General features: G+C 63.1%; 15 protein-coding genes. 3 read left to right on the forward strand and 12 right to left on the reverse strand.

Annotation, left to right across the window (positions count from 1 at the left end):
- Positions 1-545: 545 nt before the first annotated feature.
- The 10 genes from EWH21_RS12330 to EWH21_RS12375 form a co-directional block, all read right to left on the reverse strand.
- Positions 546-1,355, reverse strand: a complete 810-nt coding sequence (locus tag EWH21_RS12330) for a secretin N-terminal domain-containing protein (RefSeq protein WP_277698440.1) — start codon at positions 1,353-1,355, stop codon at positions 546-548.
- Entirely contained in the window at positions 1,352-1,993 is a 642-nt protein-coding gene (locus EWH21_RS12335) for a hypothetical protein (protein WP_037055887.1), read from the reverse strand. Before EWH21_RS12335 ends, EWH21_RS12330 begins: the two co-directional genes overlap by 4 nt.
- Positions 1,994-2,001: 8 nt before the next feature.
- Positions 2,002-2,427, reverse strand: coding sequence for a GNAT family N-acetyltransferase (locus EWH21_RS12340; protein ID WP_037055889.1), 426 nt, complete (start codon positions 2,425-2,427; stop codon positions 2,002-2,004).
- Complete coding sequence (locus tag EWH21_RS12345) at positions 2,420-3,586, reverse strand: cupin domain-containing protein (RefSeq protein ID WP_179554136.1); 1,167 nt, start codon at positions 3,584-3,586, stop codon at positions 2,420-2,422. The genes EWH21_RS12340 and EWH21_RS12345 overlap by 8 nt, the downstream gene beginning before the upstream one ends.
- Before the next feature lie 78 nt (positions 3,587-3,664).
- On the reverse strand, positions 3,665-5,035 hold the full coding sequence (purB, locus tag EWH21_RS12350) for an adenylosuccinate lyase (RefSeq protein WP_277698441.1): 1,371 nt from the start codon (positions 5,033-5,035) through the stop codon (positions 3,665-3,667).
- Between the two features lie 149 nt (positions 5,036-5,184).
- Positions 5,185-6,048, reverse strand: coding sequence for a DMT family transporter (locus EWH21_RS12355; RefSeq protein WP_277698442.1), 864 nt, complete (start codon positions 6,046-6,048; stop codon positions 5,185-5,187).
- Positions 6,049-6,050: 2 nt separating this feature from the next.
- Positions 6,051-6,671 (reverse strand): high frequency lysogenization protein HflD, encoded by a 621-nt coding sequence (hflD, locus tag EWH21_RS12360; RefSeq protein ID WP_037055898.1) that lies wholly within the window; start codon positions 6,669-6,671, stop codon positions 6,051-6,053.
- Positions 6,668-7,780, reverse strand: a complete 1,113-nt coding sequence (gene mnmA, locus EWH21_RS12365; protein WP_037055900.1) for a tRNA 2-thiouridine(34) synthase MnmA — start codon at positions 7,778-7,780, stop codon at positions 6,668-6,670. The genes hflD and mnmA overlap by 4 nt, the downstream gene beginning before the upstream one ends.
- A 109-nt stretch (positions 7,781-7,889) precedes the next feature.
- Entirely contained in the window at positions 7,890-8,330 is a 441-nt protein-coding gene (locus EWH21_RS12370) for an NUDIX hydrolase (RefSeq protein WP_134675875.1), read from the reverse strand.
- Positions 8,331-8,425: 95 nt separating this feature from the next.
- A complete protein-coding gene (locus EWH21_RS12375) occupies positions 8,426-10,654 on the reverse strand; it encodes an NADP-dependent isocitrate dehydrogenase (protein WP_277698443.1) in 2,229 nt (742 codons plus the stop codon).
- Positions 10,655-11,014: 360 nt separating this feature from the next.
- Here EWH21_RS12375 and icd point away from each other — a divergent pair, with 360 nt between their 5' ends.
- Positions 11,015-12,271 carry an NADP-dependent isocitrate dehydrogenase gene (gene icd / locus EWH21_RS12380; RefSeq protein ID WP_037055905.1) on the forward strand — a complete coding sequence of 419 codons (1,257 nt, stop codon included), beginning with the start codon at positions 11,015-11,017 and terminating at the stop codon, positions 12,269-12,271.
- Between the two features lie 74 nt (positions 12,272-12,345).
- On the opposite strand, the gene cspD is transcribed toward icd, so the two are convergent.
- Positions 12,346-12,615: a cold shock domain-containing protein CspD gene (cspD, locus tag EWH21_RS12385; RefSeq protein ID WP_037055906.1), complete on the reverse strand. Its 270-nt coding sequence runs from the start codon at positions 12,613-12,615 to the stop codon at positions 12,346-12,348.
- Positions 12,616-12,846: 231 nt separating this feature from the next.
- Between cspD and clpS the strand changes: the two genes are divergently transcribed.
- A complete protein-coding gene (clpS, locus tag EWH21_RS12390; RefSeq protein ID WP_037055907.1) occupies positions 12,847-13,209 on the forward strand; it encodes an ATP-dependent Clp protease adapter ClpS in 363 nt (120 codons plus the stop codon).
- A gap of 29 nt (positions 13,210-13,238) precedes the next feature.
- Positions 13,239-15,509: an ATP-dependent Clp protease ATP-binding subunit ClpA gene (clpA, locus tag EWH21_RS12395; protein ID WP_037055908.1), complete on the forward strand. Its 2,271-nt coding sequence runs from the start codon at positions 13,239-13,241 to the stop codon at positions 15,507-15,509.
- A 93-nt stretch (positions 15,510-15,602) separates the two neighbouring features.
- Here clpA and infA read toward each other — a convergent pair whose 3' ends face one another.
- Complete coding sequence (infA, locus tag EWH21_RS12400; protein WP_002553999.1) at positions 15,603-15,821, reverse strand: translation initiation factor IF-1; 219 nt, start codon at positions 15,819-15,821, stop codon at positions 15,603-15,605.
- Positions 15,822-15,955: the final 134 nt, after the last annotated feature.

Here is a 15,955-nt window from a genome sequence, read left to right on the forward strand (position 1 = left end):
AAAATGTGTTGGTTGAGCACCGACTACCCACTCAATGCGCGCACGGATGCAGCGGCTGCGGGAGGCTTCCACTTGAACGGCGAGAAAACGGCTGGGGCGAGGATGTACCGCGAGGAGGGGAGATGCAGCTAACAGTTCGGTGACGTCGCCAGTGCGGGTCGGCTCGTGGAAACCTTGGGCACCTGCTGGGCTTTCGATCTGTCTGACGCTAAACGCTTCCCCGTCCCTCAGGACAACTACGTTCCAGTCGCAACCTCGTCGTACGGCCTTGTGGGCTGTTGGGACACGGATCGTCGCGAAGTACTTCGCGGGCGATCTGGAGATCCTTTTCAGGACCCCTGGCTAGCGGGAGCGAGGCCATCATGCCTCTGGTGAAATGCTTCGTCAAACGTTTTGTAGTGGTTTTTTAAAACTACTACATATTCAGTAGATGACCGGCTGGTCATTGATGGCAGCCCATGGGCCGGGCGTTTCAGGCATTTCGCGGGCTGCGCGCACTGTCCATGCCACGCAGGGCGAAAGGGGCATGCGACTTTGGTCGGGGGTCAGTCGAGGGCTTCGACCTTGAGGCGCAGCGACATGTCTTCGCGGCCTTGCGTGGTGTGACGGCGCAGCACGTCGCGGCCGTCGGAGCTGGTTTCCTCGCTGACGCCACCCAGGGTGATCCACTCACCGAGCCGACCGCTGACGCGGGTGTCGGTGCTCTGTACGTCGATCACGTTGGAGCGGTTGCTACTGACACGGTCACGCTGGCTGCTGATGGTCACGTGCACCAGTTCGCCGGACAGGCTGGCCGTCACGTAGAAGCCGCGCGTCACGTCGCGATACTGGGTGTCCTGATAGACCTGGCCGTAGGGGCCGGTGCTGGTGGTGGTCAGCGGCACGCTCTGGCCCACCTGGATCAGTGCCGGATAGCCTTCGGTCGCCTGCACCTGCTGGGTGCCGCCGCCACGGCTGTCGGTGCTGCGGCGGATGATGCGCACCTGGTCGCGACCATTCACCTCGCCGCGCCCCACCTGGACCTCGGCGTTGCCGGCGCTGAGCGTGCCGTCGACACGGTAGCCGCGATCATTCTGGTAATTGCTGTCGCTGCTCTCCACGGTAATCAGCAGCCGGCGAGGCTGGGTGTCGAGCTGCTGCAGAAGCAGGCGAACTTCGCCGATCTTGCCCGGCGATGCGTTGACGATCAGCTGATTGCCATAGGCGCTGACCCGGCCTTCGTTGCCCAGCATCGACTGCACCACGCCGAGCACGTCGTCGGCGGTGCGGTAGTTCAGTGGGATCACTTCCGTCGCCGCATGCAGGGGCAGGCACAGACCAAGGAGCAGGGTGGCGAGCAGCGTGCGCAGGGTCATAGCAGAAAGCTCCGCAGGTCAGGATCGGTGATGCTGGTATCCCAGGCCTGATCGAACTGGGCCTGGCGCTGGCGCACGCGTGCCGGGTCGGCATACAGCGCGTAGCCGGCCTGCTGGTCGAGCTCAGGGCGCAGGAGCAGGCCTCGGTCGTCGGCGATCAGGTAGGCCAGTTCATCACTGGGGTAGTCGGGGTTGAGCTTGCGGATATGCAGATTGGACGACAGCCGCCGAGACAGGGTGAGCAGGCGATGGCCATCCTTCACCGCGCGTGTCGGGTCGCGCAACAGGATGCGCAGGCGAGCGCGCGGACTGGAGAGCAGAAAGCGGGTGCAGGCCTGCTGCACGCTGCTGTGGTGATACAGCCATGGCTCCAGATCGTCGCTGTACAGGCACAGGCTGCGCTGCGCCTGCTGGATCAGCGCCAGGACGTGGGCGCGGGCCTCCTGCGGCTGGCTGAAGCGCTCCAGGCGCTCGTGCTGGCCGAGGATGAAGGGCGCCGGCTCCCACTGCGCGGCATCTGGCGTGACGGGCTCGGGATTGTGCACGGCAAAACGCCCCGGCGACTCGAATTCGATAGCCGCCAGCTCGCTGGGCGCTTGCGTATCGTCCGTATCGACCGGGGCGTCTTCGTTGTCCATCGCTTCCTCTACTGGCTGGTGCGCACCATGTCCACGTGCGGGATGCCGGCGTCGAGATATTCGTCGCTGACTATCCTGAAGCCTAGCCTTTCATAGAACGGCGTGGCATGCACCTGAGCGGTGAGCATTTGCTGACGCAGGCCGCGCTTTTCCGCCTCGGCGATCACCGCTTGCATCAGCGTCTCGCCCACCTTGAGGCCGCGCCAGTCCTTGAGCACCGAGACGCGGCCGATATGGCCGTCGGGCAGCAGGCGCGCCGTGCCGACCGCGTAGTCGCCTTCCTCGACGAGAAAATGCACGGCATCGGCGTCCTCGGCGTCCCACTCCAGTTCCGGCGGAACGGACTGTTCGGCGACGAAAACGGTGTCCCGAATCCGCCGCAGCTCGGCATTGTCCTTATGCCAGTCCGCCACGCGGACAGTGATCTCACTCATCGGCGAACCCCAGGCTTCCCTGTTTGACCAGTTCCCAGAGCAGGGTACGCCCTTCGTCGTCGGCCAGCCAGGCGCCGAGGTTCTCGACATGCAGCGCGTCGGCGCTGCAGATCAGCTTCAGCAGTTCGCGCAGGCGAGCCGTGACCAGGCGGCTCTGGCCGCTGGCGAACAGCACCAGGTCTTCGCCGACTTCCGACCAGGCCATGCGTGCGCTGGGGTTGCGGATGATGATCGCGCCATCTTCCAGGGCGCCGAGGAAATCCTCTTCGCCGATCTCGATGCCTGCGACCAGCTCGGGGTACTTGGGCTCGGTCATGAACTGGCCGAACCAGGTCATCAGCAGGCGCTCGTCACTCATGTGCTCGTTGAGCAGGGCCTTGAGGCGCTCCAGGGCGTCGCGCTGGATCTGGTTCGGATCTTCGCTCGGCTGGATGTCGGCGTCGCTGTAGCGCTCTTCGTCGGGCAGGAACTGGCCGAGGAAATCGGTGAAATGGGTCAGTACTTCGGCAGCGCTTGGCGCGCGGAAGCCCACGGAATAGGTCATGCAATCATCCTCGGCAATGCCGTTGTGGGCCAGGCACGGCGGCAGATAGAGCATATCGCCGGGCTCCAGCACCCACTCTTCAGTTGGTTCGAATTCGGCCAGGATCTTCAGATCGGCGTGGGGGAGCAGCGGGCTGTCGGAATCGCACATCTGGCCCACTTGCCAGCGGCGATGGCCATGGGCCTGCAGCAGGAATACGTCGTAGTTGTCGAAATGCGGGCCGACGCCACCACCGGGGGCGGCGAAGCTGATCATCAGGTCGTCGATGCGCCACTTGGGCAGGAACTTGAAGTCCTCCAGCAGCTCGGCAACCTCGGGCACGAACTGGTCGACCGCCTGAATCAGCAGGGTCCAGTCGCGTTCCGGCAGGTCCTGGAAGGTGTCTTCGTTGAACGGGCCGCGCTGCAGTTCCCAGGGGCGCTCGCCATGCTCGATCACCAGGCGCGATTCGACTTCCTCTTCCAGCGCCAGCCCCGCCAGTTCGTCCGGGCTGATCGGACTCTCGAAATCGGGGATGGCCTGGCGCACCAGCAGCGGTTTCTTCTGCCAGTAGTCGCGCAGGAACTCGCGGGCTGTGAGGCCACCCAGCAATTGCAGCGGAGTATCAGGATTCATCGGTAAGCCCTTGAAATGGATAAAAACCTTTAAACAAAAACGCCCGGCTCAGCCGGGCGTCCTCGAGGCTGGTGTCGCTCAGATGCGCTTGGCCTGGGCCACGGCGTTACCGATGTAGCGCGCCGGGGTCAGTTGCTTGAGCTCTTCCTTGGCGGCGGTCGGCATGTCCAGGCCGTCGATGAAGGCCAGCAGGGCCTCGGGGCTGATGCCCTTGCCGCGGGTCAGCTCCTTGAGCTTCTCGTAGGGGTTCTCGATGGCGTAACGGCGCATCACGGTCTGGATCGGCTCGGCGAGCACTTCCCAGCAGGCATCCAAGTCTTCAGCAATACGTTGAGCATTGAGCTCCAACTTGCTGATTCCTTTGAGGCTTGCTTCATAGGCGATGACGCTGTGGGCGAAACCGACGCCGAGGTTGCGCAGCACGGTGGAGTCGGTCAGGTCACGCTGCCAGCGGGAGATCGGCAGCTTGCTGGCCAGGTGCTGGAAGATCGCATTGGCGATGCCCAGGTTGCCTTCGGAGTTCTCGAAGTCGATCGGGTTGACCTTGTGCGGCATGGTCGAGGAGCCGATCTCGCCCGCGATGGTCTTCTGCTTGAAGTAGCCGAGGGAGATGTAGCCCCACACGTCGCGATCGAAGTCGATCAGGATGGTGTTGAAGCGGGCAATGGCGTCGAACAGTTCGGCGATGTAGTCGTGCGGCTCGATCTGGGTGGTGTAGGGGTTCCAGGTCAGGCCCAGGTCACCTTCGATGAACTGACGGGCGTTGGCTTCCCAGTCGATGCTCGGGTAGGCCGACAGGTGCGCGTTGTAGTTGCCCACGGCGCCATTGATCTTGCCCAGCAGCGGTACGGCGGCGACTTGCGCGATCTGCCGCTCGAGGCGGTAGACGACGTTGGCCAGTTCCTTGCCCAGGGTGGTCGGCGAGGCCGGCTGGCCGTGGGTGCGCGACAGCATCGGCACGTCGGCAAACTTCACCGACAGCTCGCGAATGGCGCCGGCCAGTTGCTTCATCAGCGGCAGCAGCACGTCGTCGCGACCTTCACGCAGCATCAGCGCGTGGGACAGGTTGTTGATGTCCTCACTGGTGCAGGCGAAGTGGATGAATTCGCTGACCTTGTCCAGCTCCGGCAGCTTGGCGGCCTGCTCCTTGAGCAGGTATTCCACGGCCTTGACGTCGTGGTTGGTGGTGCGCTCGATTTCCTTCACACGCTCGGCGTGCTCGACGGCGAAGTTTTCCGCCAGCTCGTTGAGCAGGGTGTTGGCTTCGGCGGAGAAGGGCGCCACTTCCGGAATGCCTTCGTGCGCGGCGAGGCGCTGCAGCCAGCGCACTTCGACCAGTACGCGGCTACGGATCAGGCCGTACTCGCTGAAGATGGGGCGCAGGGCGCTGGTTTTGCCGGCGTAGCGGCCGTCGACGGGGGAAACCGCGGTGAGCGAGGAAAGCTGCATGTGGGCGTTCTCGGGCTGTCGGGCTGATCAGCCGTCCGGGTGCCGCGTTGCGTCGGGCCTGTTTGGGTGAAACGGGCCTTGGCTCGTGCGCCAGGACGACCTCTGAAGAAAAGGGCGCATATCATACATGAAAACCAACGCTTCGCCGCCTATGTGCTGCGTCTGGCGACCGATAGCAGGCTGGCGGCGAAAATCAGCGCCGCGCCGAGCAGCGACAGAGTGTCCGGCGTCTCGTCCCAGAGCAGCCAGGCGATGATGCCGCCGAAGACGATGGCCAGGTAGGCGAAGGGGCCGATCAGTCCCGGCGGCGCGAGGCCGTAGGCGCGGGACATGATGATCTGGCTGGCGGTGGCCAGCAGGCCGATGCCGACGAGCCAGCCCAGCTGGGTGGCGTCCAGCGGCTGCCAGCTCCAGGTCAGCGGAATGGCGGAAAACAGTGCGCTGAACAGCGAGAAGTAGAAAACGATGCGGGTGGCCGGCTCGCTGTCGCTCATTTCACGGATGGAAACGAAGGCGAAGGCTGCCAGCAGGCTGGCGGCCAGGCCGATCAGGGCGGCACCCTCGAACAGCGCGGCACTGGGTTTGGCCACCAGCAGCACGCCGCACAGGCCGACGAGGCTGCTGACCAGCATGCGCCGGGTCAGCGGCTCCTTGAGCCAGAGATGGGCGATCAGCGGGGTGAAGACCGGCGCCGAGTAGGTGAACAGCATGGCGTCAGCCAGGGGCAGGTGGGCGATGGCGTAGAAGAAGCAGTACATCGCCGCCAGGCCGTAGGTGGTGCGCCACAGGTGCGACTTGAGGCGAGTGGTGCGCATCGGCGTGACGCCGCGGACCAGGACCAGGGGCAGGAAGAACAGCACGCCGACCAGGTTGCGGAAGAACACCACCGACTCGTTGTTGACGCTGACGGATATCTCGCGAATGCCGACGCCGGTAAAGGCGAACAGCAGGGCCGAGAGCGCCAGCAGCAGGGCACCCTGGAGGGGTTTGACGCTGCGGCTGGCTGGGCTCATGGTCAGGTGCGCATCAGTTCATAGAGTTCTTTGAGCAGCTTGCCGCGGCTGAATACCAGCTGCCAGCGGTGTCCGCCCAGCTGTCTCCACAGGCGTGCCGAGCGGATGCCGGCCAGCAGCAGGGAGCGAATCTTCGCGGCATTGTTCGGCTGCTGCAGGAAGCGCATGTCACCATGCACCTGAATGCGCTGGCGGAAGGTGCTGATGGTGTCCTGATACAGGCCACCGCAGGCCGCGATGACGTTGTCGTGCACCAGGCCGAAATGCTCCACCTGCTGCTGGATCTGATCGAGACGGCTGCCCATGATCTGCAGCATGTCGTCGCGCTTGTCGAGTTGCCGCTCCAGGCCGATGAGGGCCAGGGAATAGCGCAGCGGCTCGCGCTGCAAGGCGGCCGGATTGCGCTCCAGCGAGCTGATCAGGGCGCGATAGCCGTCACGCAGGTTGAGGTCGTCGCCGCCATACACGTCCAGCGTGCTCTTCGGGTCGCGTACCAGCAGGCTGCCGAGCATGCAGCTCATCGAGGCTTCGCTGACCTGGCCGGTGCGGGCGATCTTGTCCGCCAGCACGGCCGCTTCGAACACGGCGCCGAGTGCAACCAGTTGCTCCTGAAGCGGGGTCATCGGGCGTCCTCGTGCCAGGCTTCTGCGCTTTCGATCACGCCGCCGCCGAGGCACACCTCGCCGTCGTAGAACACCACGGACTGCCCCGGGGTGACGGCGCGCTGCGGCTCGTCGAAGACGGCGCGGTAGCCGTTCTCGCTCTGCTCCAGGGTGCAGAGCTGGTCGCGCTGGCGATAGCGCACCTTGGCGGTCAGGCGACGCGGACTGCTCAGGTCCACCGGGTTGACCCAGTAGATTTCCGAGGCGAGCAGGGCGCGGGAGAACAGCCAGGGGTGTTCGTTGCCCTGTCCGACGATCAGTACGTTGCGCGTCAGGTCCTTGCGCAGCACGTACCAGGGATCATCGCCGGCGTCCTTCATGCCGCCGATGCCGAGGCCCTGGCGCTGGCCGATGGTGTGGTACATCAGGCCGTGATGGCGCCCGATCACCTGGCCGTCGGTGGTTTCGATGTCGCCCGGCTGGGCAGGCAGGTACTGCTTGAGGAAGTCGCTGAAACGGCGCTCACCGATGAAGCAGATGCCGGTGGAATCCTTTTTCTTCGCCGTGGCCAGTTCGTACTTCTCGGCAATGGCGCGTACCTGCGGTTTTTCCAGCTCGCCAACCGGGAACAGGGTCTTGGCGATCTGCTCGCCGCCGACGGCATGCAGGAAATAGCTCTGGTCCTTGTTCGGGTCCAGTCCCTTGAGCAGCTCGGTGCGGCCGTCGATATCGCGGCGGCGCACATAGTGCCCGGTGGCGATCAGGTCGGCGCCGAGCGACAGGGCGTAGTCGAGGAAGGCCTTGAACTTGATCTCGCGGTTGCACAGGATGTCCGGGTTCGGCGTGCGTCCGGCCTTGTATTCGGCGAGGAAATGCTCGAACACGTTGTCCCAGTACTCGGCGGCGAAGTTGGCGGTGTGCAGCTTGATGCCGATGCGGTCGCATACGGCCTGGGCGTCGGCCAGGTCGTCCATGGCGGTGCAGTACTCGGTACCGTCGTCTTCGTCCCAGTTCTTCATGAACAGGCCTTCGACCTGGTAGCCCTGTTCCATCAGCAGCAGGGCGGAAACGGACGAATCGACGCCGCCGGACATGCCGACGATCACGCGTTGGGTGCTAGGTGCTTGCATGGGAATCTGCGAGTGAAGCCTGAAAAGCTGCCGAGTCTACCAGAAAGCCTTGGTCCGCCCCACACGACGACGCGCCGCGTGCGCGGGATTGGCGTTGCCGCCGCGACGGTCAGTCGCGCAGCAGCTCCAGTGAACCGCTGACACCCTGCAGATAATCGTCCACGCAGCGCAGTACCAGCTCGCTGCGCCAGCGTTCGGGTTGTGCGGCCAGTTCGTCACGGCTCAGCCAGGTGATGCCGCTGATGTCGCTGTCCAGTTCGCGCGCGGGGTCATGGTGTAGCGGACGGGCGCTGAAGCACACGCGCTGGTAGGTCACGCCGTTGCTTGGCGCGGTATAGAGGTAGATGCCCAGAAGGCCGGTCAGCTCAACGTCCCAGCCGGTTTCCTCGAGCGTTTCACGCAGCGCGGCTTCGCGCAGCGATTCGTTGGCTTCCAGGTGTCCGGCAGGCTGGTTGAGCACCAGGCGCCCGGCCTTGAACTCTTCGACGAAGAGGAAGCGGCCCTGGTCTTCGATGACCGTGGCCACGGTGATATGGGGTTGCCACTGCATGTCGTTGGCTCCACAGGGAAGTGTTGAGGGGCAGGGGGGCGCTGTAAAAAAGAACCCCGGCACGGGGCCGGGGTTCTTTTCACGCTCAAGCCTTATCAGGCGTTCAGCGAGGCCAGAGCGGCGTTGAAGGTGTTGCTGGGGCGCATCACCTTGCTGGTCAGCTCGGGGTTGGAGCGGTAGTAGCCGCCGATGTCGGCCGGCTTGCCCTGTACGGCAGCCAGTTCGGCAACGATGGTGGCTTCCTGCTCGGTGAGCTGCTTGGCCAGCGGTGCGAAGTGAGCCTTCAGGGCTGCGTCTTCGTCCTGGGCAGCCAGGGCCTGGGCCCAGTACAGGGCCAGGTAGAAGTGGCTGCCGCGGTTGTCGATTTCACCGACCTTGCGCGCCGGGGACTTGTTGTTGTCCAGCAGCTTGCCGGTGGCCTGGTCCAGGGTCTTGCCGAGAACCTTGGCCTTGGCGTTGCTGGTCTTGATCCCGGTTTCTTCCAGGGACACGGCCAAGGCCAGGAATTCGCCAAGCGAATCCCAGCGCAAGTAGTTCTCTTCGACCAGCTGCTGCACATGCTTGGGTGCCGAGCCGCCGGCGCCGGTTTCGTACATGCCGCCGCCCGCCATCAGCGGAACGATGGACAGCATCTTGGCCGAGGTGCCCAGCTCCATGATCGGGAACAGGTCGGTCAGGTAGTCACGCAGGACGTTGCCGGTCACCGAGATGGTGTCCTGGCCGCGAATCTGGCGCTCCATGCTGGCGCGGATGGCTTCGTTGTAGCCCATGATGCTGATGTCCAGGCCGGTCAGGTCGTGGTCCTGCAGGTACAGCTCGACCTTCTTGCGCAGTTCGCAGTCGTGGGCGCGCTCCGGGTCCAGCCAGAAGATGGCCGGGGTGGCGGATTGACGGGCGCGGGTGACGGCCAGCTTGACCCAGTCGCGGATCGGTGCGTCCTTGGTCTGGCAGGCACGCCAGATGTCACCGGCTTCGACTTCGTGCTGCATCAGCACGCTGCCGTCGGCAGCGACGACGCGCATGGTGCCGTCGGCGGTCATTTCGAAGGTCTTGTCGTGAGAGCCGTATTCTTCGGCCTTCTGCGCCATCAGGCCGACGTTCGGTACGGTGCCCATGGTGGTCGGGTCGAACGCGCCGTTGGTTTTGCAGAAGTTGATCATCTCCTGATAGATGCGCGCGTAGGTGCTCTCCGGCATGACGGCCTTGGTGTCTTTCTGCTTGCCGTCCTTGCCCCACATCTGACCGGAGTTGCGGATCATCGCCGGCATCGAGGCGTCGACGATCACGTCGCTCGGGATGTGCAGGTTGGTGATGCCCTTGACCGAGTCGACCATGGCCATTTCCGGGCGATGGGCGTAGACCTCGTGGATGTCGTGGAGGATTTCTTCCTGCTGCGAAGCCGGCAGCGACTTGATCTTGTCGTAGACGCTGCTGATGCCGTTGTTCGGATTGACGCCCAGCTCCTTGAACAGGTCGCCGTACTTGTCGAACACGTCCTTGTAGTAGACGCTGACGGCATGGCCGAAGACGATCGGGTGGGAGACCTTCATCATGGTCGCCTTGACGTGCAGGGACCACATCACGCCGGTCTCCTTGCAGTCCTGCAGGGTCTTCTCGAAGAAGTCACGCAGCTTGCGGCAGCTCATGAACATGCTGTCGAACACTTCGCCTTCCTGCAGGGCGAGTTGCTTCTTGACTTCGACCTTGCCGTCCTTGCCGACGAACTCGATGCGCACGTCACCGGCCTTGGCCATGGTGATCGATTGCTCGCTGGAGAAGAAGTCGCCGCCGCGCATGTAGTCGGCGTGGGACTGCGAGGCCATGCTCCACTTGCCCATGCTGTGCGGGTGCTTGCGAGCGTAGGCCTTGACGGCGGCCGGGGCGCGGCGGTCGGAGTTGCCTTCACGCAGGACCGGGTTCACGGCGCTGCCCAGGACCTTGGCGTAACGCGCGCGAACTTCTTTGTCTTCTTCGCTCTGCGGGTCTTCCGGGAAATTGGGGATGGCGTAGCCCTGCGCCTGCAGTTCGGCGATGGCAGCCTTGAGCTGCGGCACGGAGGCGCTGATGTTCGGCAGCTTGATGATGTTGGCGTCGGCCTGCAGGGTCAGCTCGGCCAGTTTGGCGAGGTCGTCGTCGATGCGCTTGTCGGCGTCCAGGCGGTCGGCAAAGCTTGCCAGGATCCGTCCAGCAAGAGAGATGTCGCGGGTTTCAACGGAGATGTCAGCCGAGGCGGCAAAGGCTTCCACAATGGGCAGAAGCGAGTAGGTGGCAAGGGCTGGAGCTTCGTCGGTGAAGGTGTAGATGATCTTCGAAGGGGTGGACATTTAGGGTTAACTCTCTTCTTTGCTGAGCGCGCATAGAAACTCGACCTGCGCGGGTAGGCGCTTGAGCCCCAGGATGGTGGGGCCGGGTCGAGGACTCGCCGCGGTGATGTTGGATGCACCCGTAGAGTGTCGAGCATTTCGAACCGACAGGCAGTGGTGGCCGTCTACCGGTTGCAAGAGGCTGCTGTCTGGTTCCAGTCAGGTCGCCCCTTATGACTCGTTAGTCACCTAAGCAGTATACCACTGCGGCACCTCGCCGCAGAATGCCCAGTTGAATAAGACCTTCGCACATGTGTCTCGCCAAGCGGTTTGCGCTACTCTCGGGGATGCACACTGTCTAACCACAAGATGGAGTCCAGCATGGGATACCAAAAGATCCAGGTGCCAGCCAGCGGTGACAAAATCACCGTCAACGCCGATATGTCACTGAATGTACCGAACAACCCCATCATCCCGTTCATCGAGGGTGATGGCATCGGCGTCGATATTTCTCCGGTGATGATCAAGGTCGTCGACGCGGCCGTCGAGAAAGCCTATGGCGGCACCCGCAAGATCTCCTGGATGGAAGTTTACGCCGGCGAGAAGGCCACTCAGGTCTACGACCAGGACACCTGGCTGCCGAAAGAAACCCTGGAGGCCGTGCGTGATTACGTGGTCTCGATCAAGGGGCCGCTGACCACGCCTGTCGGTGGCGGCATCCGTTCGCTCAACGTGGCCCTGCGCCAGGAGCTCGACCTGTACGTCTGCCTGCGCCCGGTGCGCTGGTTCGAGGGCGTGCCCAGCCCGGTGAAGAAGCCGGGCGACGTGGACATGGTGATCTTCCGCGAGAACTCCGAAGACATCTATGCCGGTGTCGAGTGGAAGGCCGGCAGCGCCGAGGCGGAGAAGGTCATCAAGTTCCTCACCGAGGAAATGGGCGTCAAGAAGATCCGCTTCACCGACATGTGCGGCATCGGCATCAAGCCGGTTTCCGAGGCGGGCACCAAGCGTCTGGTGCGCAAGGCACTGCAGTATGCGGTCGACAACGATCGTGGCTCGGTGACCCTGGTGCACAAGGGCAACATCATGAAGTTCACCGAAGGGGCCTTTAAAGAGTGGGGCTACGAGATCGCCCGTGAGGAGTTCGGCGCCGAACTGCTCGATGGCGGCCCGTGGATGCAGTTCAAGAACCCGAAGACCGGCAAGAACATCGTGGTCAAGGACGTGATTGCCGACGCCATGCTGCAGCAGATCCTGCTGCGCCCGGCCGAGTATGACGTGATCGCCACGCTCAACCTCAACGGTGACTACCTGTCCGACGCCCTGGCGGCCGAGGTCGGGGGTATCGGCATTGCGCCGGGGGCCAACCTGTCGGATTCGGTGGCAATGTTCGAGGCCACTCACGGTACTGCGCCGAAGTACGCCGGTCAGGACAAGGTCAACCCGGGTTCGGTCATTCTCTCGGCGGAGATGATGCTGCGTCACATGGGCTGGGGCGAGGCCGCCGACCTGATCATCAAGGGCACCAATGGCGCGATCGCGGCCAGGACTGTCACTTATGACTTCGAGCGCCTGATGGAGGGCGCGACCCTGCTGTCGTGTTCCGAGTTCGGTGACGCGATGATCAGTCACATGTGACCGGATGCTCGATCAGCGCATGAAAAAAAGGCCGGTCACATGACCGGCCTTCTTGTGGCGATTTGCCAGGATGCTCAGACTTCGACAGTGCTCGCGATATCTTGCGCCTGGGGTACGGCCGCTGGGGCGTCCTGAGTGGCGGTCACCGCGCTGATATTGATGGCATGCAGTCCTTTGGGACCCTGCACGATCTCGAAGCGGACCGGCTGGCCGGCCTTGAGCGTTTTATAACCGTCCATCTGGATGGCCGAGTAGTGGGCGAACAGGTCCTCATCTCGGCCGTCGGCCAGGATGAATCCATAGCCTTTGGCGTTGTTGAACCACTTGACCTTACCGCTGAGCATGCTGATATCCCTCTGCAAAGGACTCCATCTCTGGAGTATCATCCACTTCGATTCCGCGCGATAACCGACCAGGCTGGGCGAAGGCGTGGAACCCCTGATACCCACTAGTGGGTATTCATTGGTTGTAACACCCTTTTGCCGATAGTCAAGGCTATACGGCGGATGGCTGAGAACTCAGTCAAACTCCCTCTAGCATCCCAGTTCGCCCAGCCCTGAACCTCTGAATTCAGCATGCATGCAAGTAGCCAGATTCGACTAACATTCAATCAGGATCACCCGGCAGAGCATGAGGATGACTCCTCTGGTATCGCTGTTCAGGAATCCAAGCCAGCACTGCAGGCACCACCGATGTACAAGGTGGTCCTATTCAATGACGACTACACACCGATGGACTTCGTCGTCGAAATACTTGAAACCTTTTTCGGCATGAACCGGGAGCTGGCGACCAAGATCATGCTGACCGTCCATACAGAAGGACGTGCGGTGTGTGGGGTTTACACGCGCGACATTGCGGAGACCAAGGCCATGCAGGTCAACCAATATGCGCGTGAGAGCCAGCATCCGCTACTCTGTGAAATAGAGAAGGACGGTTAACGCCGGCCACTTGGGTATGAGGTGAAGCTATGTTGAATCGAGAGCTCGAAGTCACCCTCAATCTGGCTTTCAAGGAGGCCCGTGCAAAACGTCATGAGTTCATGACGGTCGAGCACCTGCTGCTGGCCCTGCTGGATAACGAGGCCGCCGCCAGTGTTCTAAGGGCCTGTGGGGCCAACCTCGACAAGCTGCGCCATGACCTGCAGGAATTCATCGACTCCACCACTCCGTTGATTCCCCAGCACGACGAGGAACGCGAGACTCAGCCGACCCTGGGCTTCCAGCGCGTGCTGCAGCGCGCGGTGTTCCACGTGCAGAGCTCCGGCAAGCGTGAAGTCACCGGCGCCAACGTGCTGGTGGCGATTTTCAGCGAGCAGGAAAGCCAGGCCGTGTTCCTGCTCAAGCAGCAGAGCGTGGCCCGTATCGACGTGGTCAACTACATTGCCCATGGCATTTCCAAGGTGCCGGGGCATGGTGATCACCACGAAAGCGATCAGGACATGCAGGATGAGGAGGGCGGTGATTCCGCCACCTCCGGCAATCCGCTCGATGCCTATGCCAGCAACCTCAACGAGCTTGCGCGCCAGGGGCGGATCGATCCGCTGGTGGGGCGCGAGCACGAGGTCGAGCGCGTGGCGCAGATCCTCGCGCGTCGGCGCAAGAACAACCCGCTGCTGGTCGGTGAGGCTGGCGTCGGCAAGACTGCCATCGCCGAGGGCCTGGCCAAGCGCATCGTCGACGAACAGGTGCCTGACCTGCTCGCCGACAGCGTGGTCTATTCGCTGGACCTGGGCGCCTTGCTCGCGGGCACCAAGTACCGTGGTGACTTCGAGAAGCGCTTCAAATCGCTGCTCAACGAGTTGCGCAAGCGTCCGCACGCCATCCTCTTCATCGATGAGATCCACACCATCATCGGTGCCGGGGCCGCATCCGGCGGGGTGATGGATGCTTCCAACCTGCTCAAGCCGCTGCTGTCCTCCGGCGAGATCCGCTGCATCGGTTCGACCACCTTCCAGGAATTTCGCGGCATCTTCGAGAAGGATCGCGCACTGGCGCGGCGCTTCCAGAAGGTCGACGTGGTCGAGCCCTCGGTGGATGACACCTACGGCATCCTCAAGGGGCTCAAGGCCCGCTTCGAGCAGCACCATCACATCGAGTACAGCGATGAGGCGCTGCGTGCGGCGGCCGAGCTGGCGGCGCGCTACATCAACGACCGCCATATGCCGGACAAGGCCATCGACGTGATCGACGAGGCGGGCGCCTACCAGCGCCTGCAGCCGGAAGACAAGCGTCTGGCACGCATCGACGTGGCGCAGGTCGAGGACATCGTCGCCAAGATCGCGCGGATTCCGCCAAAGCACGTGTCCAGCTCCGACAAGGAGTTGCTGCGCAACCTGGAGCGCGACCTCAAGCTCACCGTATTCGGTCAGGATGCCGCCATCGACTCGCTGGCCACCGCGATCAAGCTGTCGCGGGCCGGCCTCAAGGCACCGGACAAGCCGGTCGGCTCCTTCCTGTTCGCCGGCCCCACCGGGGTGGGCAAGACCGAGGCCGCGCGGCAGCTGGCCAAGGCCATGGGGATCGAGCTGGTGCGCTTCGACATGTCCGAGTACATGGAGCGGCATACTGTGTCGCGCCTGATTGGCGCACCGCCCGGTTACGTCGGTTTCGATCAGGGTGGCCTGCTGACCGAGGCGATCACCAAGCAGCCGCATTGCGTGCTGCTGCTCGACGAGATCGAGAAGGCGCACCCGGAAGTCTTCAATCTGCTGCTGCAGGTGATGGACCACGGCACGCTGACCGACAACAACGGGCGCAAGGCAGATTTCCGCAACGTGATCCTGATCATGACCACCAATGCCGGTGCGGAAACCGCATCGCGTGCGTCGATCGGCTTCACGCAGCAGGATCACTCCACCGATGCCATGGAAGTCATCAAGAAGAGCTTCACGCCGGAGTTCCGCAATCGTCTGGATACCATCATCCAGTTCGGCCGCCTGAGCCACGAAGTGATCAAGAGCATCGTCGACAAGTTCCTCACCGAACTGCAGGCGCAGCTGGAGGACAAGCGGGTCACGCTTGAAGTCAGCGACGCGGCGCGCAGCTGGCTGGCCGAACGCGGCTACGATGTGATGATGGGGGCCAGGCCGATGGCGCGACTGATTCAGGACAAGATCAAGCGTCCGCTGGCGGAGGAAATCCTGTTTGGCGAGCTGGCCGAGCATGGCGGTGTGGTGCACATCGACATCCGCGATGGCGAGCCAAGCTTCGAGTTCGAGACGACGGCGGAAGTCGCCTGATCGGGATGCGGCGGTGCAGGCCAGGGAGGCCTGCGCTGCGCGCGCAAACGAAAACGCCCGGCAGTCGCCGGGCGTTTTCGTTTGGTGCTTGGCTTAGCGGGCGCGGTAGGTGATGCGGCCCTTGCTCAAGTCATAAGGTGTCAGCTCGACGCGCACCTTGTCACCAGTGAGAATGCGGATGTAGTTCTTGCGCATCTTGCCGGAGATGTGCGCGGTAACGACGTGCCCGTTTTCCAACTCCACGCGGAACATGGTGTTGGGCAGGGTGTCGACGACAGTGCCTTCCATTTCGAAGCTGTCTTCTTTCGACATGCAGTAAAGCCCTCGGTATCCAGGAAATGGCCCGGCGCGACTGGCCCCAGGCAAAAGCGGCGTGCATTGTGCCCGAAAACAGGGGGCTGCGCCAAGTGGCTTGGTGCTTTGCCCGGGGCTGAGGGGGCGGGAGG

Origin of the sequence: Pseudomonas sp. REST10, assembly GCF_029542605.1 — a bacterium.
Lineage (GTDB): Bacteria > Pseudomonadota > Gammaproteobacteria > Pseudomonadales > Pseudomonadaceae > Aquipseudomonas > Aquipseudomonas khazarica.

Bases quoted from the DNA above. Each gene is read 5' to 3' on its own strand.
- clpA (WP_037055908.1), top strand. From the start codon at position 13,239: ATGTTGAATCGAGAGCTCGAAGTCACCCTCAATCTGGCTTTCAAGGAG.
- EWH21_RS12330 (WP_277698440.1), bottom strand. From the start codon at position 1,355: ATGACCCTGCGCACGCTGCTCGCCACCCTGCTCCTTGGTCTGTGCCTG.
- mnmA (WP_037055900.1), bottom strand. From the start codon at position 7,780: ATGCAAGCACCTAGCACCCAACGCGTGATCGTCGGCATGTCCGGCGGC.
- EWH21_RS12340 (WP_037055889.1), bottom strand. From the start codon at position 2,427: ATGAGTGAGATCACTGTCCGCGTGGCGGACTGGCATAAGGACAATGCC.
- icd (WP_037055905.1), top strand. From the start codon at position 11,015: ATGGGATACCAAAAGATCCAGGTGCCAGCCAGCGGTGACAAAATCACC.
- EWH21_RS12345 (WP_179554136.1), bottom strand. From the start codon at position 3,586: ATGAATCCTGATACTCCGCTGCAATTGCTGGGTGGCCTCACAGCCCGC.
- infA (WP_002553999.1), bottom strand. From the start codon at position 15,821: ATGTCGAAAGAAGACAGCTTCGAAATGGAAGGCACTGTCGTCGACACC.
- EWH21_RS12355 (WP_277698442.1), bottom strand. From the start codon at position 6,048: ATGAGCCCAGCCAGCCGCAGCGTCAAACCCCTCCAGGGTGCCCTGCTG.
- hflD (WP_037055898.1), bottom strand. From the start codon at position 6,671: ATGACCCCGCTTCAGGAGCAACTGGTTGCACTCGGCGCCGTGTTCGAA.
- EWH21_RS12335 (WP_037055887.1), bottom strand. From the start codon at position 1,993: ATGGACAACGAAGACGCCCCGGTCGATACGGACGATACGCAAGCGCCC.
- EWH21_RS12375 (WP_277698443.1), bottom strand. From the start codon at position 10,654: ATGTCCACCCCTTCGAAGATCATCTACACCTTCACCGACGAAGCTCCA.
- clpS (WP_037055907.1), top strand. From the start codon at position 12,847: ATGCATGCAAGTAGCCAGATTCGACTAACATTCAATCAGGATCACCCG.
- EWH21_RS12370 (WP_134675875.1), bottom strand. From the start codon at position 8,330: ATGCAGTGGCAACCCCATATCACCGTGGCCACGGTCATCGAAGACCAG.
- cspD (WP_037055906.1), bottom strand. From the start codon at position 12,615: ATGCTCAGCGGTAAGGTCAAGTGGTTCAACAACGCCAAAGGCTATGGA.
- purB (WP_277698441.1), bottom strand. From the start codon at position 5,035: ATGCAGCTTTCCTCGCTCACCGCGGTTTCCCCCGTCGACGGCCGCTAC.